A 25,276-nucleotide genomic window follows, 5' to 3' on the forward strand; every position below is an offset into this window, starting at 1 on the left:
TCCCATGTCCCGTGCCGATTTTCGACTCTCTCTGGTCGTGCCCGTTTACAACGAGGAAGAGAGCATAGACGCCTTCATCAGCGCGATAGATGCCGAACTGGCCCCCCTCAAAGACCGGCTTGAAATCGTGTTCGTCAACGACGGCAGCCGCGACCGCACCCGCGAAGTGGTTGAGCAGGCCATCGCCCGCGACCCGCGCGTGACCCTGGTCAACCTGGCCCGCAACTTCGGCAAGGAAGCGGCCATGACCGCAGGCCTGCATCAGGCCAAGGGCGATGCCATTGTCCCCATGGACGTGGATCTGCAAGATCCCCCCTCCCTCATCCTGGAGTTCGTCAAGCTGTGGCAGACAGGTGACTACGACACCGTCTACGGCATCCGGGTCGATCGCAGCGCCGACACCCCGATGAAGCGCCTCACCGCCGGCGGCTTCTACCGCTTCTTCAACGCCCTCTCCACCAGCACCAAGCTGCCGGAGAACGCCGGTGACTTCCGACTCATCGATCGCAAGGTGGTCGAGGCCCTCAAGCAACTGCCGGAGCGCAACCGCTTCATGAAGGGGCTCTTCGCCTGGGCCGGTTTCCGTGCCGTCGGCGTCCCCTACGAGCGTCCCGCCCGCCACGCCGGCGAGACCAAGTTCAACTACTGGAAGCTGTGGAACTTCGCCCTCGACGGCCTGATGAGCTTCTCCAGCTGGCCGCTGCGGGTCTGGAGCTACGTGGGGGTTGGCGTCTCCTTCATCGCCTTCCTCTATATCCTCAAGATCATCACCCAGGTGCTCTTCTTCGGCATAGACGTGCCGGGCTACGCCTCCCTGATGTCGGTGATGCTGTTCCTCGGCGGCATTCAGCTGCTGTCGCTCGGCATCATAGGCGAGTACATAGGCCGCATGTTCGTGGAAGTGAAGCAGCGCCCCGTCTACCTCATCGAGGGGATCTACGGCCAGTATGCCCAGCAGGACGCAGGCAAGCAGCCGGATGCGGCGGCAACCCAGAGTGAAAAAGCGCAGGATGCGGACAAGCAGGAGCCGGCGTCCCAATGATCTCCCGCGAGGAATTCTGGCGGCTGGTTCGCTTCGGTTTTGTCGGCGGGGGTGCCACCCTCGTCGATCTGGGCACCTCCATCGCCCTGTTCCACACCTGGCCTGCCATCTCGGAACATCTGGTCACGACCCTGGCCTTTGCCATCGCGTTCTGGTTCTCGTTTTTCGGCCATCGCTACATCACCTTCCAGAAGCAAGGTGCCGCCAGCAAGTTTCTGCTGGTCGCCCTCTTCTCCCTGGCGGTGCGTAACCTCATCCTGAGCGGCCTGCTGTTTGCGGGTCTCTCCGGGCTGCTGCCGGTGGTGATTGCCACCCTGACCGTTACCGTACTCACCTACATACTCTCTCGCGTCTGGGTTTTTGCCTGATGAATGACATGACCAATACTCCTCCCCTCGCCGGGGATGCACTCCCCTATCGCCCGTCACTGCGCATCAGCAGCCGCGACTGGCTGATGATCATCGCCGCCTTCGTGCTGAGCCGGGTGGCCCTGTACGGCATGGGCTATTTCGGTGTCCAGCTCTACGGCGCCCCCGACATAGGCCCGCTGCAAGCCTATTGCCAGTTCGACTGCGTCTGGTTCCAGCGCATCATAGAGAACGGCTACGACCTCTACCCGCGCTGGCTGAGCAAGGGCAACGCGGCGAACTGGGCCTTCATGCCGCTCTACCCCATGCTCGCTGGCGGGCTCTCCAGCCTGCTCAACATGGAGAGCCTGATCGGCCTGATGCTGGTGGCCAACATCGCCTTCTTCATCAGCCTGCCGCTGATGCTGCTGGTGCTGCGCCAGCTCAAGCTGGGGGATGAGACAGCCCGCTTCGGGGTCTGGCTGCTGGCCTTCTCCCCCTTCTCCGCCTACTTCGTGTCCGGCTACACGGAACCCATGTTCATGGCGCTGATGCTGGGCATGTTCCTGTTCGCCTACCGCGAGCAGTGGCTGATGGTCGCCTTCCTCGGCATCTTCATCTCAGGCACCCGCAACCTGGGGGTCATGATGGTGTTCCCCGTGCTGATCCTGGCGCTGCAGGCCTATGGCTGGCGCGAGTTCTTCCGCTTCACCGAGCGGGCCTTCAAGGTGGTGTTCACCCTCTGGCTCATCCCCCTCGGCCTCTTCTCCTACATGGTCTACCTCTATCACCTGACCGGGGATGCGCTCGCCTTCAAGCACATCCAGGTCGCCTGGGGTCGCTACATGGACAGCCCCCTGGACTGGTGGCTGAGCGGCTTCGAGCTGGGCGGTCGCAAGGCCTACCTCTCCATCATGGTGATCTTCGGCTGGTGCCTGAACGGCTACCTGTTCAGCCAGAAGCGCTGGGCCGAGGCGACCCTGATGTTCATCTGCTGCACCATACCGCTGATGACCGGCCTCAATGCCATGCCGCGCTACATGTTCGGCCTCTACCCGACCCTGCTGGCCATCATACTGCTGAGCCATCGCTGGCCCGCCATCCGCCCTGCGGTGCTCTGCGTCAGCGGCATGGTCGCCTCCTTCATCGCGGTGGCCTTCGTCAACTTCAAGTTCTTTACCGTCTGACGAACGCTCGCACGCAGGCGAACAGCCCCACCTGAACATGCCGGTCCATCGACCGGCATTTTTTATGGCCGCGACACCCGCTTCACACTTTTCCATTCTTGAAAACGTAACCATTTGAACTGACGTCACAAATCGGTGTTTTACCGGTCCAACCCCGGCCCTGCGCCCCCTAGAATGAGTGCCTCAACGGACCCCACTCAGTTCAAGGAATGGCCTATGCGTCCCTCGCCTCGTTTCGATCTCCGCCCCTCCTCCCTGTGGCTCGCCCTGCTGGTCACGCCACTGTTCGTCGGTCAGGCGCTGGCCGCCCCCGAAGTGCATCTCTATGTGGATGGCAAACCGGTGGCCGAGGCGCTGACGCTGGACAAGGGCACCATCACCCTGACCCACAAGCTGGACAAGGGCAGCCACCAGATCCGCATCGCCGATGCCGGCAACAACTGCGGCACCAGCTTCGGGCCACCTGAGGCCAGGCCGCTCCCCTTCGGCACCGCCCAGCCCATGGACAAGTGCAGCAAGGGGGCCAGCTTCAACCTGAGGGTGATGCTGGCGGGGGACTACGATTTCACCTTCAACCCAGACACCCCCAGCCTCAAGGTGCTGCGGGCGACCAAGAAGAGCGAGTTCAAGCGCCAGCCCCCGACAGAGCCCTGCATCGCCTGGGATGGCGGCCCGGTGACGGTATCGCTGAAGGGCGTCTGGCCCGACGGCACCCGGCTGCGGGATGCCTACTCCAGGCAGGAGGCCGTGGTCACCCAGGGCAAGCTGACCCTGACCCCGAGCAAGGAGAGCGGCGGCCTGCTGCTGCTCGAACCGGTCAAGGCGGCCAAGGCGGCCCCCTTCAGCTGGGATCAGGCGAGCGTCTATTTCCTCCTGACCGACCGCTTCCACAACGGCGATCCCGCCAACGATCACAGCTTCGGCCGCCAGAAAGATGGCCAGGACGAGGTCGCCACCTGGCATGGCGGCGACTTCAAGGGGCTGACCGAGAAGCTCGACTACATCAAGAGCCTCGGCATGAACGCAATCTGGATCACCCCCATGGTGGAGCAGGTGCACGGCTTCATCGGCGGTGGCGAGCAGGGCAACTTCCCCTTCTACGCCTACCACGGCTACTGGGCGCTGGACTTCACCAAAATTGATCCCAACTACGGCGACGAGGAGAGCCTGAAAACCCTGGTGGACGAGGCCCACAAGCGCGGCATGCGGATCATCCTGGACGTGGTGATGAACCACGCAGGTTACGCCACCCTGGCGGATCTGCAGGATCTGGGGCTCACCGACCTCACCCAGAACAGCGGCAAGTTGCCGACCACCTGGAACCAGTGGCGCCCGAGCGGTGGCCTCAACTGGCATGGCTACAACCAGTTTATCGACTACCAATCGAGCGATTGGAGCAGCAAATGGTGGGGCCCTGATTGGGTGCGCGCCGGCCTGCCCGGCTACCCGCAGCCCGGCACCGACGACGTCACCGGCTCGGTGGCGGGGCTGCCGGACTTCCTGACCGAGTCCACCAAGCCGGTGGGCCTGCCCCCTCTGCTCGCCGCCAAGCAGGATACCCGGGCCAAGGCGCTCCCCAACGCAAGCGTCAGCGATTACCTCATCGCCTGGCACACCGACTGGGTACGCCGCTTCGGCATCGACGGCTTCCGGGCCGACACCGTCAAGCACCTGGAGCCCGCGGTCTGGGCCAAGCTCAAGCAGGCGGGCACGGCCGCGCTCAAGGAGTGGAAGGCCGCCAACCCGGGCAAGGCCCTCGACGATCTGCCCTTCTACATGGTGGGCGAGGTGTGGGATCACGGGGTCGCCAAGGATTTCTGGTACCAGAACGGCTTCGATTCCCTGATCAACTTCGACTATCAGCGGGAGTTCGCCCTGCCCCAGGCCCAGTGCATGGCCGGCGCCGAGCCGACCTATGCCAGCTACGCCAGCCGCATCAACCAGGATCCCGAGTTCAATGTGCTGAGCTACATCAGCTCCCACGACACCAAGCTGTTCTTTGGCGACTATCAGGACGTGCCGCTGCAACGCAGAGTCGCCAACAGCTTCATGCTGCTGCCGGGGGGCATACAGCTCTACTACGGGGACGAGTCTGGCCGGGGGCTGGCCAAGGATGGCGGCGTGTTCGATCAGAGCGTGCGATCCGACATGAACTGGCAGGAGCTGGGGAGCGGCGAGAAGGCCGAGCTGGTCAAGCACTGGCAAAGGCTAGGCCAGTTCCGCGCCGCCCACCCGGCGGTGGCGGCAGGCAGCCACAAGAAGCTGTCCGATGCCCCCTACAGCTTCGTGCGGGAGAAGGGGGAGGACAAGGTGGTGGTGGTGTTCGCCGGCCGGCAGCCGTAACCCGGCCCGCACCAGACAAACGAGAGGGGAGCCAGTGGCTCCCCTCTCTCATTGCGCAGGCCCCTTACCTCATGCCGGCTGCCGGGCCATGGCCGGCCACTGCAGCCGCGCCTTGACCAGGGTCTCCTGCCACAGGGGCCAGGCCAGCAAGGCTTGCTGATAGGCCCCCGCCTGACCGGGCAAGCCTATGCCGTAGCTCGCCAGCCGATAGGCCATCACGGCATAGAAGGCATCGAGGATCCCCGCCTCCTCAAAGTAGAAGGGCCCCCTCGCCTGGGACCAGAGCGTCTGCAACCGGGCCAGCTCCCCCAGGGTCTCTACCGGGGGCTCGCTCTGGGTCGGCGCGCCGAGGAAGAAGGGCAAGCGACTGCGGATCTGGCCAAAGCCCGAGTGCAGCTCGGCGCAGAGGCTGCGGGCCAATGCACGCTCGGCCCTATCCACCGGATAGAGGTGGCGCGCCGGGCACAGCTCGTGGAGATACTCGGCGATGGCGAGGGAGTCGTGGATCCGCAGCTCGCCGTCGTCGAGCCAAGGCACCAGCCCGGCTGGCGCCGTGCGCTTGAGCCGCGCCAACGCCTTGGCATCCTCCAGATCGAACACCTGATCCTGCCACTCCAGCCCGCTCATGGCGAGCACCAGCGACGCCCGCATCGCCCAGGTGGAACCTGTGCCTACCGTCAATACCAAGGATCCCATTTATTGCCTCCTGCGTTGGGGTTGTTCATGACCCGGCATCGGCCCCGCGGGCACGACATCTCATGGTCGCCTCACATTTGCACACCTGCGAGTTTGACCCCCTTGGGGAGCAGTGCTAGTTTGATTTTTCAAAACAATCAGTTAGCAAAAATGTGAGCAATGGACAGCCAATTTACCATCGTCATCGCAGATGACCACCCCCTGTTTCGGGGCGCCCTCTATCAAGCGGTGCACATGGCCATCGACGAGGCCAGGCTGCTGGAGGCCGACTCCATCGACAGCCTGACCCACCTGCTCGCGGAGCACCCCGAAGTCGATCTGCTGCTGCTCGATCTCAAGATGCCGGGGGCCAACGGCTTCGAGGGGCTGGCCTATCTGCGCGGCCAGTACCCGGACCTGCCCATCGTAGTTGTCTCCGCCTCGGAAGATGCCGCCATCATCCAGCAGGTACTGCGCCTCGGGGCCCTGGGCTTCATTCCCAAGTCGGTTCCCATGAAGGAGCTGGTCAGCGCCCTCAATACGGTGATCGGGGGGGATAACTGGGTGCCGGAAGGGATCTCCCTTCACCCCGAGTCCGAGGATGGCCCCGATTTCGCCAGCAAGCTGGCCAGCCTCACCCCCCAGCAATACAAGGTGCTGATCATGTTGCGGGACGGCAGTCTCAACAAGCAGATCGCCTGGGAGCTCAACGTCTCCGAGGCCACCATCAAGGCACACATCACCGCCATCTTCCGCAAACTCGGCGTCAAGAATCGCACCCAGGCTGTCATCGCCCTGCAGCAGATGGATATCAAGGACAACTGAGATTCTTGTTACCCTCCGGGCCCATATCACTTCCACCTTCCGCAAACTCGGCGTCAAGAATCGCACCCAGGCTGTCATCGCCCTGCAGCAGATGGACATCAAGGACAACTAAGCGCCTTGTCTCCATCAGGGCCCATATCACTCCCACCTTCCGCAAACTCAGGGTCAAGCACCGCACCCAGGCGGTCATCGCTCTGCAGCAGATGGACATCAAGGACAACTGAGCGCCTTGTCTCCACCACAACAACGGTTTGTTGCTCGACAATTAGCACGATCGTACTTTATGCTGCAGGACCCAGAGAGGAGAGTGCGATGAGCAAGGGCCGCCTGACCCGCGACAACATTTTGCAGACAGCGTTCGAGCAGGCGAGCCAGCAGGGGCTGGAAAGCCTGACCATAGGCTCGCTGGCCAGTGCGTGCGAGATGTCCAAGAGCGGCCTGTTCGCCCATTTCCAGTCTCGCGACAACCTGCAGATCGCCGTGCTTACCCATTCCGCCGAGGTATTCCGGGAGCGGGTGATCCAGCCGGTGCGCCAGCAGCAGCACGGCACCCAGCAGGAGAAACTGCTGGCCCTGCTGCGGGCCTGGCTGGCCTGGAACCAGAGCTTTGCCGGACGCTGCATGTTCCTCGACGCCTGGACCTCGGCCCAGGAAGGGGAGGTGCAGCAGGCGGCCCGCCAGCTGGTGCGCTTCTGGCTCGACTACCTGGCTCGCCAGGTGGTGCAGGGCCAGGAGAAGGGAGAGTGGCGCGGGGACCTGGATCCCTGGCGCGCCGTCTACCGGCTCTATGGCCTCTATCTGGGAGATCAGGTGTTCAACGCGCTGGACTTGTGTCAGGATCCGGGCCGCCACTTCTGGCCCGAAGTGGAAGATCTGCTGACCAGCTGGCGCTGAGGTTTTGGCTCTTCTTTTTAAAAACAGATAAAAAAGCACGACCGTTCGCACATAAAAACCACAGGATGACCATGAGCAGCAAGATCTATTTCAACACCCGCCGCGTCAGCCCGAGCAAGTTGTTGCTGGGGCTTGGCACCCGGTTGCACCACGCGCTGGCCCCGGCCCACGCCAAACGCACCGCCAGCAAGTTGCTGCTCACCCCGCAGCGCCCCACCCGTGAGGTCGCCGCCCCCGCCGGGCTGGTGCAGCAGGCCATCCACACCGGCGAGGGCACCCTGATGAGCTATCGCCTCGGCCAGGGACCGGTCTGGCTGCTGATGCACGGCTGGTCCGGCAGTGCCAGCCAGTTCTACCCGCTGATGAGCCATATCGCCGCCCAGGGCTTCACGGCGCTGGCCTATGATCACCCCGCCCACGGCCAGAGCGAGGGCAGCACGGGTCACCTGCCCCGCTTCGTGCGCGCCTTCGACGAGATCCTCGCCCGCGTCGGCCCGGTTCAGGGGGTCATCACCCACAGCATGGGGGGCGCCGTCACCCTCAGCAGCCACCACCCCGCCCTAGACGCGCTGCCGCTGCTGCTCATCTCGCCCGTGCTCGACTACGTGCCCCAGCTCTATGGCATGGTGGCCCGCTCCGGCTACTCCATCCGGCTGTTCGATGCAGTGGTCAAGGAGATCGAGCACGAATACCAGCATCCCTTGAGCACTGTGGACCCCCTCGGCCGGCTCGCCAATCGCGCCGGCCATGCCCTCATCGTCCACGACGAGGAGGACAGGTTTGCCCCCCATAAAGACTCGTTGCGGGCGGCAGAGGACGGCCGTACCCGGCTGGTGAGTACCCGTGGGCTCGGCCATGGCCGCATCCTGGCAAGCCCGCCTGTTTTCGCCGCCTTCGATCAGCTGACCCAGCCCAGAGGCACGGCCTGATCCCGCCGCACCGGTCGCCTCAAAAAATGATGAGGCGGCCCATTTTTATCCGGGATACAACGTCTTATAGTTAAATTGCGCGGTGGCAACCCGCCCTTGCAATCACAATAAGGCGCACCATCATGGCCAGACCCAATACAGCTCTCCTGTTGACCGGTGGTGGTGCTCGCGCCGCCTATCAGGTCGGCGTACTCAAGGCAGTGGCCGAGCTCTATCCCCGCAACCTCGGCATCCCCTTCCCCATACTGTGCGGCACCTCGGCGGGGGCCCTCAACATCACGGCACTGGCGTGCTACGCCTCCTGTTTTCACCTGGGGGTGCGCAAGCTGGAGTGGGTCTGGCGCCGTTTCGAGACCCATCACATCTTCGACTTCCGCCCCTGCCAACTGCTGTGGCGCACCCTGTATCAGGGCTCGGCCGGTCTCATCAGCCCCCAGAGCAACCGCGCCTTCCACCTGTTCGACAACGCCCCCCTGCGCCGCCTGCTGGATCAGCTCATCGACTATCACCGCATCGATGACAACATCCTCTACGGCAGTCTGGAGGCCATCGCCATCACCGCCTCCGACTATGACGACGGCCTCTCCACCACCTTCTTCCAGGGGCGGGCCGAGCATCTGCCCTGGGAGCGGGCCAGGCGGCGCGGCCTGCGCACCCTGCTTACCTCGGATCACCTGATGGCCTCCTCGGCGCTGCCCTTCGTCTTTCCGGCCACCCGCATCGGCGAGCGCTTCTACGGTGACGGCTCCATCCACCAGCTGAGCCCCTTGAGCCCCGCCATTCACCTGGGGGCGGAGCGGATCCTGCTGGTGACCCTCGACTCACCCCATCAGGGGAGCGCGGCCCCCCGTCAAGATCACCTGACCAGCTCCAACATCGCCAGCCACCTGCTCAACACCGTCTTCTCCGACACCCTCAATTCGGATCTGGAGCGGCTGGGGCGCATCAACCAGACCCTGTCGCTGATCCCGGCGCGGGAGCGCAGCCGCCTGAAGCTGCGTCAGGTGGAGACCTGCGTCATCAGGCCGAGCCAGGATCTGGATCTTATCGCCCTCGACTACCTGCCCAAGCTGCCGACCCAGTTACGCCGCCTGCTGCGGGTGCTGGGGGTGAACGGCCAGGAGAGCAGCAGCCTGGCCAGCTTCCTGATGTTTCACCCGGGTTACTGCCAGCAGTTGATAAGGCTGGGGTATCAGGATGCGCTGGATCAGCGCCAGCGCATCGAGTCCTTCCTCGACATCGAAGAGCGGATCCGCGAGGAGGCCTGAACAAGCTTGCTTCCACCAGGGGGGCGCCACCCGGCCAAGGCCCCCTGAGCGTGTTGAGGGCACAGCCTAGTGCCCCTCCAGCAGACGCTGCTCCGCCTGCTCCATGGCCACGGCCGTCCCAAAGAGCACCAACCGATCCCCCGCCACCAGCCTCAGATCGGCCTTAGGCTCCAGGCTGCGCTCCCCGCGATGCACCGCCTTGATGCGCACCTCCCCCAGGGGCAGTTCCCGCACCCGGCGCCCCACAGCCCAGGCCTGATCGTGCAGCAGCACGGGGTGCAGCCGCTCCAGCAACTGATCCGTCTCCAGGTTGCCCGCACTCTGATCCCCCCAGTAGAAGCCGTGCAGGAAGCGGTACTGACTGCTGCGCTCGTGCTCCATGCGCCGGATAACCCGACCTATGGGGATGTCGCAGTTGACCAGCAGGTGGGAGACCAGCATCAGGGCCCCCTCCTGGGATTCGGGGATCACCTCGAAGGCCCCGGCCTGCTTGTAGTGCTCGAGGAAGCTGTCGTCCCGGGTTCGCACCAGCACCTTGAGATCCCCCGCCAGCGCCCGGATCTGCATCAGCATGGCATCGACCCGCTTGCGATCGTCGAAGGTGATGATCACCAGGCGGGCCCGCATCAGACCGGCCGCCAGCAGGATGTCGCGCCGGCTGGCATCGCCGAACGCCACCTGCTCCCCCGCCAGCTTTGCCTCGCTCACCCGCTCGGGGTCGAGATCCAGCGCGAGAAAGGGGATCTCCTCTAGCTTGAGAAAGCGGGCGCAGGTCTGCCCGGTGCGCCCGAAGCCGGCGATGATGACATGCTGGTGCTTGCTGAGCCCCGACTGGGCGACTCCGGCGCGGGACAGCAGGGTAGCGTCGGTGAGGGAGTGGGCCAGCCCCAGGGCCCGCTGCACCAGCCAGGGGGTGAGAGAAATGGTGATGACGCCGATGCCGATGAGCAGGGAGACCATCTCGTGACCGAGCAGGCCATGGTGGCTCGCCAGCGCCAGCAGCACGAAGCCGAACTCGCCGACCTGGCTCAGCATGATGCCGGCGGCCATGGCATCACGCTTGCGTTCCCCCATCAGCCGGCCCGCCAGCAGCACCAGCAGCGACTTGCACAGGATGAGCCCGAGCACGCAGAGCAGCACCTGCCACCAGGCGTTCGCCACCAGCGCCCACTCCATGGTCATGCCTATGGTGATGAAGAAGAGCCCCAGCAGCACGTCCCGAAACGGCTTGATGTCCACCTCCAGCTGATGGCGGTAGTGGGACTCCCCCAGCATCATGCCGGCCAGGAAGGCCCCGAGTGCCATGGAGAGCCCCATCCACTGGGTCAGCGACGCCGCCAGCAGGGCCACCAGCAGGGTGCTGAGCACGAACAGCTCGTCGGAGCGCGCCCGGGCCACCTCGTGAAACACCATGGGCAGCAGCCACTTTCCCACCGCGAGCAGGACGATCAGGGCGAACAGCCCCTTGAGAGAGGCCCAGGCTACCTCCGCCAGCAGGGCGCTGCCCTGCACCTCGGGGCTGGCCAGTATGGGGATCATCACCAGCAGCGGCACCACCGCCAGATCCTGAAACAGCAAGACGCTCACCCCGAGCTGGGCACGCCGGGTATGGAGTTGCTGCAACTCCCCGAGCTGCTTGATCACCACGGCGGTGGAGGAGAGGGCCAGGGTGCCGGATACCACCAGCGCCTGGGGGAGACTCAGGCCCCACCACCAGCCGAGCCAGAAGAACAGCAATGAGGTGAGCAGCACCTGCAGACCGCCGACCCCCAGCACCAGCTTGCGCATGGCGAGCAGGCGCGGCAGCGAAAATTCGAGACCGAGGGAGAACATCAGGAAGACGATGCCAAGCTCCCCTATGGTCTGCATCATGGCCTGCCCGGTGACTATGGCCGCGCCATGGGGGCCGAGCAGCATGCCGACGAACAGATAGGCGAGGATCACCGGCTGGCCCAGGCGTCGGAAGATGGCCACCAGCAGAACGGCGGAGAGCAGCAGGATCAACACATCGGCGTACACACATCCCTCCCTCTTATCTGTCCCCATGGCCCTAAGAAGCGGCGCCTCAGGCCACTGGCACTCTCCGGTCCTCGTCGCTGCGGGGCAGGAGCCCGCCCTTGACGCTGGCGCGCGGCTCATAGGGGTTATCTGCCCTCCCATTTCATGTTGCTAAGCCTAGCCAGCCCCTTTGTTTTCCATCGAACATATTTTGGGCACGGGGATTGCAAGAAACCGGACAATGAGTGGAGAGGTGTAAGGCTGCAACGTGGAAAACACATCGTCATTGAACGGCTTCGGACATGGCATAGAGCAGTGGGTACAGCAGATGGAGCGGCTCACGCCGCTGACCGGGCAGGATACTTATCAGCAGCTTCAGGAGCTGCTGAGGCAACGGGATCTTGACGCCTTGCTGGCAATCTTTGCCGAGCGGGTGGCAAAGATTGTCCGGATCCACACGCTCCACCTCGACTGCGGTCAGCCCCATAGCCTCATCGCCCACGCCCCCCAGGCCAGGCAGGTGCTGCATAGCTATCGCTTCGAGCTGCGCGGCCAGCACGAGCAGTTGCTCGGACAGCTGCAATACGAACTGGAGCAGCCCCTGAGCGACGGCCAGCGGCGGCAGCTGGGGCAATATCACCAGCTGTTCTGCCTGCCCCTGCCGCTCTATCTGCGGCTGAGCCGGCTGGAGCAGCAGGTGCGGCTCGATCACCTGACCGGGCTTGGCAACCGCTCCTACTTCGACGAGGCCATAGGCCGGGCGGTGGAGCAACACTGCCGGGAGCCCCACGGTCTGGTGCTGGTGCTGCTGGATCTCGACCGCTTCAAACAGGTCAATGACACCTGGGGCCATCCGGTGGGGGATCTGGTGCTGAGCCGCTTCGCCCAACTGCTGCAGGGCTGCATTCGCGGCACGGATCAGGCGTTTCGCCTCGGCGGCGACGAGTTCGCCCTGCTGCTGCAACCCGCCGATCCCGAGGCCTGGCGCCCGGTCTGGCTGCGGCTGCAACATGTGCTGCACAGCCACAAGGAGCTCAGCGCCTTCTCGGTGGGCTGCAGCCTGGGGGCCGCCAGCTGGCACTCGGGCATGGACGTGCAACGCCTCTATGCCACGGCGGATGCCCACCTCTACGCCCGCAAGAAGGCCGGCGTGACAGGGCCGTCCGAATAGGGCGGCCTGGCGACATCGCGGCGGCCTTCAGTCAAGAGCCGGGGTGACGGCTCGCCGCCAGTCTCCCTTGATGCCCCCCTCGGGCGCCAGAAATCCGTCGCAGACGAAGAGTCCGGCCACCAGCGCCACCTGCTCCCCGTAATAGAGGATGGGAATACGCCCCCGTTGCCAGGAGGGCACCCCGTACTCTTGCAGCAACTTTTTCAGGCGCCGGCTGCCAACCCGCCCCACCGGCTTGAGCATGACGCCGGACGCCACCTGAAAACGCACCGACAGGGGCTCGTCCTCCCGTGGCGGGCGCAGCCCTTCCCCCCCATCCGATGACAGCAGCCTGAAGGCCCCCAGTCCGTCCGGCAGGCAGAGCGTCTCCCCCACCCGGATGGGCAACACCTCCTCACGGGGGGCAAGGCCGGGCGGCACCAGGTGGAGTCGTCCCTGAAAGCGGCGGCACTCCAGCCCCTGCAGGCTCAGCCTGGGGTTGGCGTCTTCCCGCGCCAGCGCCACCTCCTGCCAGAGCAGCCCCAGCAGCTCCCGGGACGGCATCTCCCCCCCCTGACGGCGGATCCAGTGGCGCAGCAGGTTGTTGCGCCGCACCGGGGAGAGCGGCTGCAGCGCCTCGATGCGCAGCGCCTCCCCCTCCCCGACCTGTTGCCAGTCCGCCTCCGCCAGCTCGCTGATCAGGGCCTCCTGCTCGGCGCACAGGGCCATGCTGCGCGCCGCCGTCTGGGCCATGGCGGGCCAGCGCGCCTTGAGCTGGGGAATGAGCTGCTGGCGCAGGAAGTTGCGATCGTAGCTCACATCCAGGTTGCTCTCATCCTCCACCCAGCCATAGGGCAGGGTCTCCGCCAGCGCCGCCAGCTCGGCCCGGCTCACCTCGAGCAGCGGGCGCAGCAAGCGGCCGCCGGCAAAGGGCTGGTTCGGTACCATACCCGCCAGCCCCCGCAATCCGGCGCCCCGCTTGAGCGCCAGCAGCAGGGTCTCCAGCTGATCGTCCTGATGATGGGCGGTGAGCAGCCACTCCCCCTCCCCCAGGCAGGCGGCCAGACGCTGGTAGCGGGCCTCCCGCGCCTGGGCCTCCAGGCTATCGCCGTTGCCCCGTTGCAGTTGCACCCGCTGGGTAATGAGGGGCACCGCCAGTTGCTGGCACACCCCTTCACAATGGGCCACCCAGTGGTCGGCGTGAGGGCTCAGGCCGTGGTGGACGTGCAGGGCACGCAGAGCAAGGCCCTGCTCCTGGGCAAAACGCGCCGCCAGCACCAGCAGCACAGTGGAGTCGAGCCCGCCACTGAAGGCTACCAGCAGGCCCCGGGAACCTTCCGGCGCGGGCAGAGTCTGACAAAAACGAGAATAAACACGAGAAATCATAGGCTTCCCCTATACGACCAGGCCGATCTTAGCAGAGTCGGGCTTATCAAGCGCTAACCCGACTGCTAGAGTGAGTCTCCTCCCGACCTGGGCCGGGACGCTGAGTAATCCGAATTGGAATAAGACAATGAACAATAAGAAAAGCATACTGGCCGCCCTCATCGGGCTGGCCTTGCTGGCCGGTTGCAGTCAGGGGCCGGACCAGGCAGACAAGCACTCCGGCCTCGCGCTGGCCAACATGGACACCAGGGTCAAGCCCGGTGACGACTTCTTTCGCTACGTGAACGGCCACTGGCTGGCCACCGCCAAGATCCCGGACGACAGGCCCGCCGACGGCGCCTTCTACCTGCTGCGGGACAAGTCCCTGGCAGACGTGCGGGTGCTGGTGGAGGGGCTGGACGGCAAGGCCGCCACCGGCACCCCGGCCCAGCAGATCCACGACCTCTACCGAAGCTATCTGGATCAGCAGACCCGCAACGCCAGGGGCACTACGCCCCTGCTGCCCCTGCTTGGCGACATCGATCAGATCCATGACAAGCAGGGTCTGGCCCAGGCCTTCGCCCGCGCCGGCAAGCTGGGGGGCAGCGCCCCCTTCGGCTTCTGGATAGATGCGGACGCCAAGGCGCCGGACAGCTATGCGGTCTACCTCTATCAATCCGGGCTCGGCCTACCGGACAGGGACTACTACCTCAAGCAGGATGCCGCCAGCCAGGCACTGCGGCAGAAATACGAGCAACACATCGCCGGCATGCTGAGCCGCTTCGGCGAGGCAGATGCGGGGGCCAAGGCCAAGCGCATCCTGACTCTCGAGACCCGGCTCGCCCAGATCCAGTGGGACAACGTCGCCCTGCGGGATCGGCAGAAGAACTACAACAAGGCCCCCATCGGCGAGCTCACGCGCCTCGCCCCCAGCATCGACTGGAACAGCTATCTGGATCAGGCCGGCCTGAGCGGCCAGCAGAGCCTCATCATAGGTCAGCCGAGCTACCTGACGGCCCTGGACGAGGTGATGAAGCAGACCCCCATGGGCGACTGGCAGGCCTACCTCAAGTGGCAGCTCATCACCGATTTCGCCCCCTACCTCGACAGCCAGACCGATGCCCAGAACTTCGCCTTCTTCGGCACCACCTTGAGCGGTACGCCCAAACAGCGCGCCCCCTGGGAGCGTGCCCTTGGCGTACTGGACAACAACCTGGGGGAGGCGGTGGGCAAGCTCTATGTGGAGCGCTACTTCCCGCCAGAGGCCAAGGCACGCATGGAGCAGCTGGTGGAGAACCTGCGCACCGCCTACGGCCAGAGCATCCAGGAGCTGGACTGGATGTCGCCAGCCACCAAGACCCAGGCCCTGGCCAAGCTCGCCAAGTTCAGGCCCAAGATAGGCTATCCGGACAAGTGGAAGGACTACAGCGCCATCGAGATCCGCGCCGATGACCTGGTGGGCAACCTGCAGCGCGCCCGCGCCTTCGAATATGCCGACAGCCTGGCCCGCCTCGGCAAGCCGGTGGACAGGGACGAGTGGCACATGTCGCCCCAGACGGTAAACGCCTACTACAACGCGAGCAACAACGAGATCGTCTTCCCGGCCGCCATTTTGCAACCCCCCTTCTTCGACATGAGCGCGGACGACGCTGTGAACTACGGCGCCATCGGCGGGGTGATAGGCCACGAGATGGGCCATGGTTTCGACGATCAGGGGGCCAGATCCGACGGCGACGGCGTGATGCGCGACTGGTGGACGCCCCAGGATCTCAAGGAGTTCCGCTTCCGTACCAGCCGACTGGTGGCCCAGTACAACCGCTTCGAGCCCATCAAGGGGCAGTACGTCAACGGCCAGTTCACCCTGGGGGAGAACATAGGCGATCTCGGCGGCCTCACCATAGCCCACAAGGCCTACCTGCTGTCGCTGGATGGCAAGGAAGCCCCTGTGCTGGACGGCTTCACCGGCGAGCAGCGCTTCTTCCTCGGCTGGGCCCAGGTATGGAAGGGCATGTATCGTCCCGAGCTGATGCAGATGCTGCTCGCCTCGGATCCCCACTCCCCCCCCGAGTACAGGGTCAACGGCGTGGTGCCGAACATCCCCGCCTTCTACGAGGCGTTCAACATACAGCCGGGGGACAAGCTCTATCTGGACCCGGCCAAACGGGTCAAGATATGGTAAACACGAGGTCGACAGGGGCTGGCCGAGCGCCAGCCCCTGGTCAGCCACAGACAAGGCGGGGGCCAGGCTCCTGCCCGTCACAGACACACAAGCAGCAACAAGGGTCACATCCATGAAAGCCTTACTCATTACTCTCGGCCTGCTCAGCCTGCCCCTGACCAGCCAGGCGGCGGAGGGATTCTTCCAGCAGCTGACGCTGCCCACGGGCCAGGTGCTCACCGTCAGCGAGGGGCGCGGCGAGCCCGCCTCCACCGGCAGCTACGACGTGCGCCTCTACTCAGGCGCCAACCCCGAGTTTCCCCTGGATCAGTTCATCGACGGCAAGGTGATGCCCCGCGATGGCAGCATCAAGGCGCTCAAACTGCTGGATCTCAACGGTGACAAGCAGCCCGAGCTCATCGTCCTGGTCGAAAGCGCCGGCAGCGGCAGCTACCAGAGCGCCGACGCCTTCACCATCAATGCGCAGGAGGGGCTGGAGAGCTTCAACCACGTGGAGGGGCTGGCCCCCAATGACGATGTGATCCAGGCGCTCAAGACCCCCCGCGACTGATCCCTCTCATCTGATGCACCCGCATACCTGATTCAAGAGCCCCGCCCTGCGGGGCTCTTGTTTTGCCGGAGGCTACGATGAAGACCCCTTTTCACTGCCAGATGCCCCCATAACAGCCCGATATCCCCCCTATTCCCCGATAGACGGCTATTTTTTCTACGCCTATAATCGCCGCACCTGACCATAACGAAACACAAGGAGGTAAAAAATGGTTATCCAAGCGTGTCCGATGTTCTCGGCTCGCCTGTTCGGCACATTCGCCCGCTCTTGCCTGCATACCATCGCGCTGCGATAGCGGGTTCGAGCAAAGCCGACTCCTTCCACACCGAGACCTTTCTCGACCGTTGTCGCCAGCGCTCCTGATGACAGGGATTTCCGATCCCGCCATTTAAGAGAGCAAGAGCATGACGACACTGATAAGTACCCACTCCCTGCAGATGACTGCGGGACACCTCCCCTTGTTTGACCACATCAATCTCGGCATCCAGAGCGGCGATCGCCTCGGCCTGATTGGCGCCAATGGCTGCGGCAAGAGCACACTGCTCGCCCTGCTGGCCGGTGAGCTGCAACCCCATGACGGACGGGTGCAGCAGGCCGCCCCCTGCCGCTGCGAGTTCGTGGCCCAGCACCTGCCCCCAAGGCTGCAAGGGCTAAGCACCCGCGCCGTGCTGCAAGATGCCCTGGCGGGTGATCCCGGCGCCGACTGGCAGGTGGACAAGATGCTGACCGAGCTGCAGCTTGAAGAGCAGGCCGAACTCCCCGTCAGCGCCCTGAGCGGCGGCCAGCACACCCGGTTGCAGCTAGGCCGCGCCCTGCTGCGCCAACCCAACCTGTTGCTGCTCGATGAACCCAGCAACCACCTGGATCTGCCCGCACTGCTCTGGCTGGAGCAGTTCCTCCTGGGCTGGCGGGGCGCCCTGGTGCTGGTCTCCCACGATGCCCGTCTGCTCGATCGGGTGACCAGCGAGACCCTGATCCTGCGGGATGGACGACTCCATCGCTTCGCCCTGCCCTGCAGTCAGGCCAGGGTGGCGCTGGCGGAGGAGGACGAGCAGGCCCGCCTGCGCCGGGCCGACGAGCAGAAGGAGATTGACCGCCTGAGCGCCAGCAGCAAGCGCCTCGCCACCTGGGGGCGGGAGCATGACAACGAGAAGCTGGTGCGCCAGGCCAAGTCCATGGAAAAACGCATCACCCGCCTGCAGGAGGAGCAGAGCCAGGTCGCGGCGCCAGCCCCCTGGCGCCTCGAGCTGCACGGGCAGGCACTGCCCGCCGATGCCCTGCTGCGACTGGAAGCCCTGGAGGTGCGCCCCGCCCCCGGCTTGCCGCCCCTGCTGCGAGCCGAGGATCTCTGGTTGCGGGCCGGCGACAGGGTCGCCCTGCTCGGCGCCAACGGCACCGGCAAGTCCTCCCTGCTGCGCCAGTGCTGGGGCGAGCTGCGCGATCAACAGCCGGGTGAGGGCTGGTATCGCCACCCCGGCGCCAGCATCGCCTACTACGATCAGTCCCTGCAGCAGCTGGATGGCGACGCCACCCTGAGCGACGCCCTCTATCCCCTGGCGCCCTTGCCCGAGGTGACGCGGCGCCAGGCCCTGATCCGCGCGGGCTTCCCCTACTCCCGCCATGGCCAGCGGGTGCACGCCTTGAGCGGGGGGGAGCGGGCCAGGCTGCTGTTTCTCGCCCTCTCCCTGGCGAGCCACCATCTGCTCTGGCTCGATGAACCCACCAACCACCTGGATCTGGCGGGCAAGGAGGAGCTGGCCGAGGCCTTGAACGCCTTCCCCGGGGGCGTCTTGCTGGTCTCCCACGACCGGGATCTGATCGAGCGCAGCTGCAACCGCTTCTGGCTGATCAGAGATGGACGCATCCAGGAGGCCCACAGTGCCGAGCGGGCCTATGCCGAGCTGATCGACCACCAGCAGAGAGTGGTGGCTGAGGGGCCATCCGGGCATGACGCCCGCCAGGCTCCTGCCAGCACGGTGGATGACGAAGAGGCGCTGCTGGCCCGCTGGTATGAGCTCGATGCCCTGCTGGCCGCCGATCTCGCCCGCAAGCCCAGGCATCAGACCCCGCGGCTGCAGCAGGAGTGGCGCCATGAGCTGGCAAGGCTGGCCGGCTTGCTCGGGCTTGTCGAATCATGAGCGCAGCCATGAACCACCTTGGCCACCCCCCCCTGTTTGACTCAACACAAGCGGCCAGCCACGGCTGGCCGCAAGGAGCCCCCATGACGTCAACTACGCCGCCAGAGATAAGGCTGGATCCCGTCATCTATGCCGACCTGCCGCACATCTATCGTGGCCTGTCGGATCCGCGTGTCATCGCCTGCTACGGCATCAGCTACGACAGCTTGGCAGAATGTCAGGCCCAGATGGAGTGGTACGCCGAGCTGACCCGCACGGGCCGCGGTGCCTGGCACCTCATTCGCAATCCGCGCACCAAAGAGCCGCTGGGAGCCATTGGCTACCACGATGCCGACCCGCAGCACAAAGGGGCCGAGATCGGCTACTGGCTCTATCCCGAACACTGGGGCAAGGGGGTAATGAAAGCGGCGCTGCGACTGTGGCTCCCGCTGACTTACCACACCACAGCGCTGCACCGCTTGCTGGCGGTGGTGGAGGAACCAAACCGTCCCTCCGCCCGCCTGCTGGAGCGGGCCGGCTTTCGCTACGAAGGCACGGCGCGGGAGTGCGAGTGGAAGGGAGATGGCTTCATCTCCCTGCAGCACTACGCCCTGCTGCGCAGCGACCTGCCAGACCTTTAAGCACCGCCACATCTGATAGCCAGTAAAAAGCCCCGCACTGCGGGGCTTTTTTTGGGCGGCTACTTGATGGCGCAGACACGCTCGCCTGATGCCGAGCGGCGGCGCCTGCGTCGCCACAGGGAGAAGCAGCCGTAGCCCGCGCTCAGCAGCACCGCATAGAGCACCTGGGAGGCGAGCGCCACCAGCACGGCCGCGCAGAGCAAGACGCTCACCCCCGCCAGCCCCTTGCCCATGCCGCCGAGCAGACGCCAGCCCGCCGCCATGCAGAGCAGATAGACCAGCACGAAGTTGCCGTTGGCGTAGCGGATCAGTTCATCGAGCGGCAGCTTGAGCCAGAGGATCAGGGTGATGGAGACCAGGCAGATGGCGAGCACCCAGCACAGGGCATTGAGGGGTGCACCACGGGCCGAGAGGCGGGAGAGGGAGGCGGGCAGCTTGCCCTCCCGCGCCATGCTCCAGATCAGGCGCGCAAACCCTTGCAGATAGATATTGATGCTGGCAAAGCAGGAGAGGTAGCCGAGCACCGCCACCAGCCACTTGGCGGTGGGGCCGAACAGCAGGGAGAGCAGGGCCGGGATGGCGGTGGCATTGGTCGCCTCGTCCCCATAGAGACCGTATTTGAGCACCACCAGGGAGTGCACCCAGTAGATGAGCCCCGCCAGCAAGACGCCGCCGAGCAGGGCCAGGGGATAGTCCCGCTCCGGTCGCTTGAACTCTTCCCCCATGTGGGCGAAGGCTTCCAGCCCCACGAAGCACCAGAACATCACCGCCAGCGCCGTGCCCATGGCGGGCCACTCGGCGGTCGTCGGCAGCGGCTGGGCCCCGTCACGCCAGCTGAGCTCCCCCTTGAACCAGATGAGCAGGGTCAGCCCCAATATGGCCAGGGCAATCAGCAGTTGCAGGTTGCCGGAGGAGCGCGCCCCCCTCAAGCCAAGCAGGAAGACCCCGAGCAGGGTCAGCAACTGGATGGCCCACAGGGTCCACTCCCCCATGTCGAACAGGGCGTGCCAGAAACCGGCGGCTATGGTGAGGGCGGCAGGCAGCCCCACCGGCAGCACCGCCAGAAACAGGAAGGCGGAGAAGCGCTCGGCGCCGTTGCCAAAGGCGAGCCCGATGAGGTGCGGCGCCCCGCCCGCATGGGGGTAGCGTCGACCGAGGCGGGCGAAGGTGAAGGCGATGGGCAGTACCAGCACGATGAGCAGCACCCAGGCCCAGAGAGAGGCGCCTCCCGCCAGCGACGCCGCTGTCGCCGGTACAACGAAGATCCCGGTGCCGAGCAATGAGGTGGCGAGCAGCCCCATCCCCTGCCAGAGCCCGAGATCCTTTTTCAACCCAGACATATCCTTTTGTCCTGTCTAGAAAAACATCCCGCCATGTTAGGCCGCCGCCACGGCTTTGTTAAGCACTCTGCGCCGCAAACAAAAAAGCCGCCTCTTGAGAGGCGGCTTCTTCATTCAACGGCGTAACCGGAATTATCAGGCAATCAGCTTGTAGATGATGCCGGACATGGCGATCAGGCCAATCAGGGTCACGAAGCCGTTGCTGAGGTTGCCAGCGTATTTGCGCATGGCCGGGATCTTGGCGATGGCGTACATCGGCATCAGGAACAGCAGCATGGCGATGATGGGGCCGCCCAGGTCTTCGATCATGCCGAGGATGCTCGGGTTGATGGTGGCGATGGCCCAGGTGGTCAGGATCATGAAGACAGCGGTCACCTTGTTCAGCTGCTTGATCTCGACCTTCTTGCCCTTCTCGCGCAGCGCCTTGGCCATCAGGCCGTTCATGCCTTCTTGCGCGCCCAGGTAGTGACCCAGGAAGGACTTGCTGATGGCAACCAGGGCGATCAGCGGTGCCACGGTGGCGATCACCGGGTTGTCGAAGTGGTTGGCCAGGTAGGACAGGATGGAGATGTTCTGTTCCTTGGCAGCCGCCAGATCAGCCGGGGAGAGGCTAAGTACGCAGCTGAATACGAAGAACATCACAGTCATCACCATCATGACGTGGGCGCCCAGCAGTATGTTGCTGCACTTCTTCTCGGCACCTTCACCGTAACGACCTTTGTTGTCCACCGCGAAGGAGGAGATGATCGGGGAGTGGTTGAAGGAGAACACCATGACAGGAATTGCCAGCCACAGGGTCTTGATGAAGTCACCGTTGAAGGCCTCGGACAGCGCAGGCGCTTCGGTCACAATGGCACCGTTCCAGTGCGGGATCAGGTAGAGCGCCAGGCCCATCAGGGTGATCACGAAGGGGAATACCAGCACGCTCATCGCCTTGACAATCACCTGGCCGCCGAGGCGAACGATCGCCATCAGACCCAGGATCAGCACCAGCGACAGAATGGCACGGGGAGGTGCAGTCATGCCCAGCTGGTGAACCATCAGGCTCTCGACGGTGTTGGTGATGGCGACCGAGTACATCAGCAGAATGGGGTAGATGGCAAAGAAGTAGAGCAGGGTGATGAACTTGCCTGCGGTCTTGCCGAAGTGCTCTTCCACTACTTCGGTGATGTCGCCATCACGGGTGGAGCCGGACAGCACGAAGCGGGTCAGGCCGCGGTGTGCGAAGAAGGTCAGCGGCAGGGCCAGTACCAGCATGGCCACCAGCGGCCAGAGGCCACCGACGCCGGCATTGATCGGCAGGAAGAGGACACCGGCACCGATGGCGGTACCGTACAGGCCCAGCATCCAGACCAGGTCGGCCTTGTTGATGCCACGGGAGGAGGCTTTGCTCAAGCTGCCTTCAACTGCAATATTCATGTCAGACATAGGGATGTTCCTGTCATCAAGGAAGGTGGATTCTTACTAGTCAGTGGGCATGGGCCCGGTTCCTCTCCCTGGAACACCTGCTGTTCGTCCTTTTTTATTCTCAGGCCCCGGCTATCCGGCCATCACTCCATGTGACAACCAAATTGCAACAAACGAAGGCATGAGATCGTGATGCTGAGGGTGCTGCTCGCGCCATTTAACAAACTGGCAACGGCCACCTCATCCGATGAGCTGACTCTAGTTAAAAGGCCCTATTAATCACAGCGTTTTTTTGAATTAATCAACCAAAGTTTGACTTCAGTCGCCTTTCAAACGAGCAAGATCACATTACAGGCCCCGTGTTGCGAAAATTTTTTAACAAATTAAAAATAGGTGGTGATTTTCAACCCCCTGGGAATAGCAACAAAACGGTTACAATCCCCGCGACAGCGTGCCGATTGTCTCCCGTCCCCCCTTGGCGTACCCTTGGTTTTCCCCCACTGCCCCTTGCTGAACATGACCATCACCCGCACCGATCTTGCCGAACTGGCGGTATTTGCCGCCGTCGCCCGCCACCGCAGTTTCAGCCGGGCCGCCCTCGAGCTCGGGGTCTCGGCCTCGGCCCTGAGCCACTCCCTCAAGGGGCTGGAGAGCCGTTTGGGGGTCAGGCTGCTCAATCGCAGTACCAGAGCCGTGGTGCCGACCGATGCGGGGGAGCGATTGCTGACGCAGCTGCTGCCGACCCTGGGTCAGCTGGAGGAGGCGCTGGAGGAGTTGACGCGTCATGGGGATGAGCCGGTCGGCAGGCTGAAGATCTGTGCCCCCAGAGCCGCCATCCAGGAGGTGCTGGCCCCAGTGCTTATCGACTATCTGGTGCGCTATCCGCGCATGCAGGTGGAGGTGGTGGAGCAGGAGCTGATGCCCCGTCTCATCGAGGATGGTTATGACGCAGCCCTCTTCTACGGCGATCTGCTGCCCCAGGAGATGATAGCCGTGCCCCTGGGTCCGTTGCAGCGCTATCTGGTGGTAGGCTCCCCCGACTACCTGGCAAGGCGCGGCATCCCCCTGCACCCCTCCGAGCTCAGCCAGCACGACTGCATCGGCTATCGCCTCACCCCCCATCACCACTATCGCTGGGCCTTTGCCGCCGACGGCGAGCTGCTGGAGATAGAGGTGAGCGGGCCGCTGACCACCAGCACTCCCGCCCTCTATCTGGGGGCGGCCGAGGCGGGCCTGGGGCTGGCCTACTGCTATGAGGAGGAGGTGAGCGAGGCCCTGGCAGCGGGTCGGCTGGTGACTGTGCTGGCCGACTGGAGCCCCACCTTTGCCGGCTTCAATCTCTTCTACCCCAGCCGCCACCAGCTGGGCCACGGCCTGCGGGCCCTGATAGACATGTTGAAGGCCCACCATAGCCCGCGAGACTGATGAGCAATATTCATCAATCCATCAAATAAACACCGGATTATCAATGGAAAGCTAAGAATCTACACTGTGGCTTCGATCCCCGACCCGGCAGAAGCACAGATATGTCAGCCTATTTCATTCGCCGTCAGCGGGCCATGACCCGCCGTTTCTGGGGCTATGCCCTCCCCTCCATCATGGCCATGCTGGTCTCCGGCGCCTATTACCTGGTGGATGGCATCTTCGTCGGCCACTATGTGGGGGCCGCCGGTCTCGCCGGGATCAACCTGGTCTACCCGGTCATCATGGTGCTGATCGGCCTAGCCGCCATGGTCGCCATGGGGGCGGCGACCGCCATCTCCCTCCAGCAGGGGGCCAGAAACCTCGCCCTGGCCCGTCAGGCCCTGGTCAATGCGTTCTGGCTGCTGGGGCTGCTAGGGGCCCTGGCTCCGCTGCTGCTGCACCATTGGCACACCGACATCCTGCTGGCCCTGGGCATAGCACCGGATACCGAGACCTGGCAACAGGCCAGCGACTACCTCGGCTGGATAGGAGGCGGCACCCTGCTGCTGGCCAGCAACCTGGCGGTGCCCTATCTGTTGCGCAACGACGGTCGCCCCCGCCTCGCCATGGTACTGGTGAGCTGCGGCGCCCTGCTCAACATACTGCTCAACTACATCATGGTCGGCCGCCTGGGGCTGGGGCTGGTGGGCACGGCCCAGGCTACCCTCATCTCGGAAGGAGTGGTCAGCCTGCTTGGCCTTGGTTATTTCTTTAGCTCCCACGCCAGGCTGCGCCTTGGCTGGCGCCAGCTGGTGCCCAGCTTCCCGGCCATGCCCAAGCTGCTGTTCACCGGGCTGCCGAGCCTGATCGCCCAGTTCAACCTGGGGCTGCTGCTGCTGCTGCACAACAGCCAGCTGATGGTGCACGGCTCGGTCAAGGATCTGGCGGGCTTCACTGTGGCGGGTTACACAGAGGCGGTGTTCATCGTGATCCTGCAGGGGCTGGCCTTCGGCATCCAGCCGCTGATCAGCCAGGCCACCGGGGCCGGGCGCCTGCGGGATCTCAGATTCCTGATGGCCATGGGGCTCAAGATCACGCTGGTCTATGGCATGGGAGTCTGGCTGCTGATCCAGCTGCTGCCCCGCCAGGTCGCCATGCTCTACACCGGGGATCAGGATGCCGAGCTGCTGGCCGCCGCCGTCAGCAGCCTGACCCTCAACCTCGCCGCCATACCCCTGGAGGGGATCATCATGTTCGGCATAGTGCTGTTGCAATCCATGGCGCGCACCCGTCAGGCCCTGGTCATCTCGGCCGCCAAGACGGCGCTGCTGCTGCCCCTCATCTTCCTGCTGCCGCTCTGGTGGGGCCGCGATGGCGTGCTGCTGGCCCAGCCCGCGACCGTGCTGCTGCTGACCCCGCCGCTCTGCTGGCTGTTGTGGCGGGAGTGGCGTCGCCTCGCGCAGGCCAAGCCCCTCCGCCACCAGCACAGCCCCCCCCTGGCCAGCCGGGCGCTGGCCAGGGGGGAGCGGTTCGCCTCGACCGATCTCGGCTGACGGCTGAGGCGGCGTGGTGAACTGCCCCTCACCTTATGTACGTTAACGAACAGACAGCCCCC

The 25,276-nt window shown here is 64.5% G+C and carries 20 protein-coding genes and 2 pseudogenes; 17 read left to right on the top strand and 5 right to left on the bottom strand.

Annotation, left to right across the window (positions count from 1 at the left end; translation table 11 throughout):
* Positions 1-4: 4 nt before the first annotated feature.
* The 4 genes from AB5Y91_RS17875 to AB5Y91_RS17890 all read left to right on the top strand — a co-directional run bounded on the left by AB5Y91_RS17875 (position 5) and on the right by AB5Y91_RS17890 (position 4,919).
* Positions 5-1,042, top strand: a complete 1,038-nt coding sequence (locus AB5Y91_RS17875; protein ID WP_368170421.1) for a glycosyltransferase family 2 protein — start codon at positions 5-7, stop codon at positions 1,040-1,042.
* Positions 1,039-1,410: a GtrA family protein gene (locus tag AB5Y91_RS17880; RefSeq protein WP_005324511.1), complete on the top strand. Its 372-nt coding sequence runs from the start codon at positions 1,039-1,041 to the stop codon at positions 1,408-1,410. Before AB5Y91_RS17875 ends, AB5Y91_RS17880 begins: the two co-directional genes overlap by 4 nt.
* Entirely contained in the window at positions 1,410-2,576 is a 1,167-nt protein-coding gene (locus AB5Y91_RS17885) for a hypothetical protein (RefSeq protein WP_368170422.1), read from the top strand. The genes AB5Y91_RS17880 and AB5Y91_RS17885 overlap by 1 nt, the downstream gene beginning before the upstream one ends.
* 216 nt (positions 2,577-2,792) lie before the next feature.
* Entirely contained in the window at positions 2,793-4,919 is a 2,127-nt protein-coding gene (locus AB5Y91_RS17890) for an alpha-amylase (RefSeq protein ID WP_111909944.1), read from the top strand.
* Between the two features lie 69 nt (positions 4,920-4,988).
* Here the strand turns inward: AB5Y91_RS17890 and AB5Y91_RS17895 are convergent, their stop codons facing one another.
* Positions 4,989-5,615, bottom strand: coding sequence for a glutathione S-transferase N-terminal domain-containing protein (locus tag AB5Y91_RS17895; protein WP_368170423.1), 627 nt, complete (start codon positions 5,613-5,615; stop codon positions 4,989-4,991).
* Positions 5,616-5,774: 159 nt separating this feature from the next.
* Here AB5Y91_RS17895 and AB5Y91_RS17900 point away from each other — a divergent pair, with 159 nt between their 5' ends.
* The 6 genes and pseudogenes from AB5Y91_RS17900 (at position 5,775) to AB5Y91_RS17925 (ending at position 9,510) form a co-directional block, all read left to right on the top strand.
* Positions 5,775-6,419 carry a response regulator transcription factor gene (locus tag AB5Y91_RS17900; protein WP_025327882.1) on the top strand — a complete coding sequence of 215 codons (645 nt, stop codon included), beginning with the start codon at positions 5,775-5,777 and terminating at the stop codon, positions 6,417-6,419.
* Positions 6,420-6,429: 10 nt separating this feature from the next.
* Positions 6,430-6,531 (top strand): annotated as a pseudogene (locus AB5Y91_RS17905) (DNA-binding response regulator); the annotation flags it as partial.
* A gap of 10 nt (positions 6,532-6,541) precedes the next feature.
* Positions 6,542-6,643: pseudogene (locus AB5Y91_RS17910) on the top strand (DNA-binding response regulator); the annotation flags it as partial.
* Positions 6,644-6,731: 88 nt separating this feature from the next.
* On the top strand, positions 6,732-7,313 hold the full coding sequence (locus tag AB5Y91_RS17915; protein ID WP_106886092.1) for a TetR/AcrR family transcriptional regulator: 582 nt from the start codon (positions 6,732-6,734) through the stop codon (positions 7,311-7,313).
* Between the two features lie 71 nt (positions 7,314-7,384).
* A complete protein-coding gene (locus AB5Y91_RS17920) occupies positions 7,385-8,242 on the top strand; it encodes an alpha/beta hydrolase (RefSeq protein ID WP_368170424.1) in 858 nt (285 codons plus the stop codon).
* 122 nt (positions 8,243-8,364) lie between these two features.
* Positions 8,365-9,510, top strand: a complete 1,146-nt coding sequence (locus AB5Y91_RS17925; protein WP_139746232.1) for a patatin-like phospholipase family protein — start codon at positions 8,365-8,367, stop codon at positions 9,508-9,510.
* 66 nt (positions 9,511-9,576) lie between these two features.
* Here the strand turns inward: AB5Y91_RS17925 and AB5Y91_RS17930 are convergent, their stop codons facing one another.
* Positions 9,577-11,529, bottom strand: coding sequence for a monovalent cation:proton antiporter family protein (locus tag AB5Y91_RS17930; protein WP_162627148.1), 1,953 nt, complete (start codon positions 11,527-11,529; stop codon positions 9,577-9,579).
* A 247-nt stretch (positions 11,530-11,776) separates the two neighbouring features.
* On the opposite strand from AB5Y91_RS17930, the gene AB5Y91_RS17935 reads away from it, so the two are divergent.
* Positions 11,777-12,679 carry a GGDEF domain-containing protein gene (locus AB5Y91_RS17935; RefSeq protein WP_106886089.1) on the top strand — a complete coding sequence of 301 codons (903 nt, stop codon included), beginning with the start codon at positions 11,777-11,779 and terminating at the stop codon, positions 12,677-12,679.
* 27 nt (positions 12,680-12,706) lie between these two features.
* Here the strand turns inward: AB5Y91_RS17935 and tilS are convergent, their stop codons facing one another.
* Positions 12,707-14,044: a tRNA lysidine(34) synthetase TilS gene (gene tilS, locus AB5Y91_RS17940; protein WP_368170425.1), complete on the bottom strand. Its 1,338-nt coding sequence runs from the start codon at positions 14,042-14,044 to the stop codon at positions 12,707-12,709.
* Positions 14,045-14,171: 127 nt separating this feature from the next.
* Here tilS and AB5Y91_RS17945 point away from each other — a divergent pair, with 127 nt between their 5' ends.
* From AB5Y91_RS17945 to AB5Y91_RS17960, 4 genes are all read left to right on the top strand, one after another.
* Positions 14,172-16,202, top strand: coding sequence for a M13 family metallopeptidase (locus AB5Y91_RS17945; RefSeq protein WP_368170426.1), 2,031 nt, complete (start codon positions 14,172-14,174; stop codon positions 16,200-16,202).
* Between the two features lie 112 nt (positions 16,203-16,314).
* Positions 16,315-16,752 (top strand): PliI family lysozyme inhibitor of I-type lysozyme, encoded by a 438-nt coding sequence (locus AB5Y91_RS17950; protein ID WP_025327891.1) that lies wholly within the window; start codon positions 16,315-16,317, stop codon positions 16,750-16,752.
* 404 nt (positions 16,753-17,156) lie between these two features.
* Positions 17,157-18,890 carry an ABC-F family ATP-binding cassette domain-containing protein gene (locus tag AB5Y91_RS17955; protein WP_368170427.1) on the top strand — a complete coding sequence of 578 codons (1,734 nt, stop codon included), beginning with the start codon at positions 17,157-17,159 and terminating at the stop codon, positions 18,888-18,890.
* Positions 18,891-18,973: 83 nt separating this feature from the next.
* The gene (locus AB5Y91_RS17960; protein WP_368170428.1) at positions 18,974-19,510 is read left to right on the top strand and encodes a GNAT family N-acetyltransferase; all 537 of its coding nucleotides are present in this window, start codon (positions 18,974-18,976) and stop codon (positions 19,508-19,510) included.
* Positions 19,511-19,569: 59 nt separating this feature from the next.
* On the opposite strand, the gene yjeH is transcribed toward AB5Y91_RS17960, so the two are convergent.
* Positions 19,570-20,850, bottom strand: coding sequence for an L-methionine/branched-chain amino acid transporter (gene yjeH, locus AB5Y91_RS17965; RefSeq protein WP_368170429.1), 1,281 nt, complete (start codon positions 20,848-20,850; stop codon positions 19,570-19,572).
* A 135-nt stretch (positions 20,851-20,985) separates the two neighbouring features.
* Positions 20,986-22,278, bottom strand: coding sequence for an HAAAP family serine/threonine permease (locus tag AB5Y91_RS17970; protein ID WP_162520220.1), 1,293 nt, complete (start codon positions 22,276-22,278; stop codon positions 20,986-20,988).
* Between the two features lie 495 nt (positions 22,279-22,773).
* Between AB5Y91_RS17970 and AB5Y91_RS17975 the strand changes: the two genes are divergently transcribed.
* Complete coding sequence (locus AB5Y91_RS17975; RefSeq protein WP_106887882.1) at positions 22,774-23,682, top strand: LysR family transcriptional regulator; 909 nt, start codon at positions 22,774-22,776, stop codon at positions 23,680-23,682.
* 101 nt (positions 23,683-23,783) lie between these two features.
* Positions 23,784-25,214 (top strand): MATE family efflux transporter, encoded by a 1,431-nt coding sequence (locus AB5Y91_RS17980; RefSeq protein ID WP_368170430.1) that lies wholly within the window; start codon positions 23,784-23,786, stop codon positions 25,212-25,214.
* The last annotated feature ends 62 nt before the right edge of the window (positions 25,215-25,276 follow it).

The sequence above is a fragment of the Aeromonas sp. R4-3 genome (genome assembly GCF_040908275.1).
Classification (GTDB): Bacteria; Pseudomonadota; Gammaproteobacteria; order Enterobacterales; family Aeromonadaceae; genus Aeromonas; species Aeromonas rivipollensis.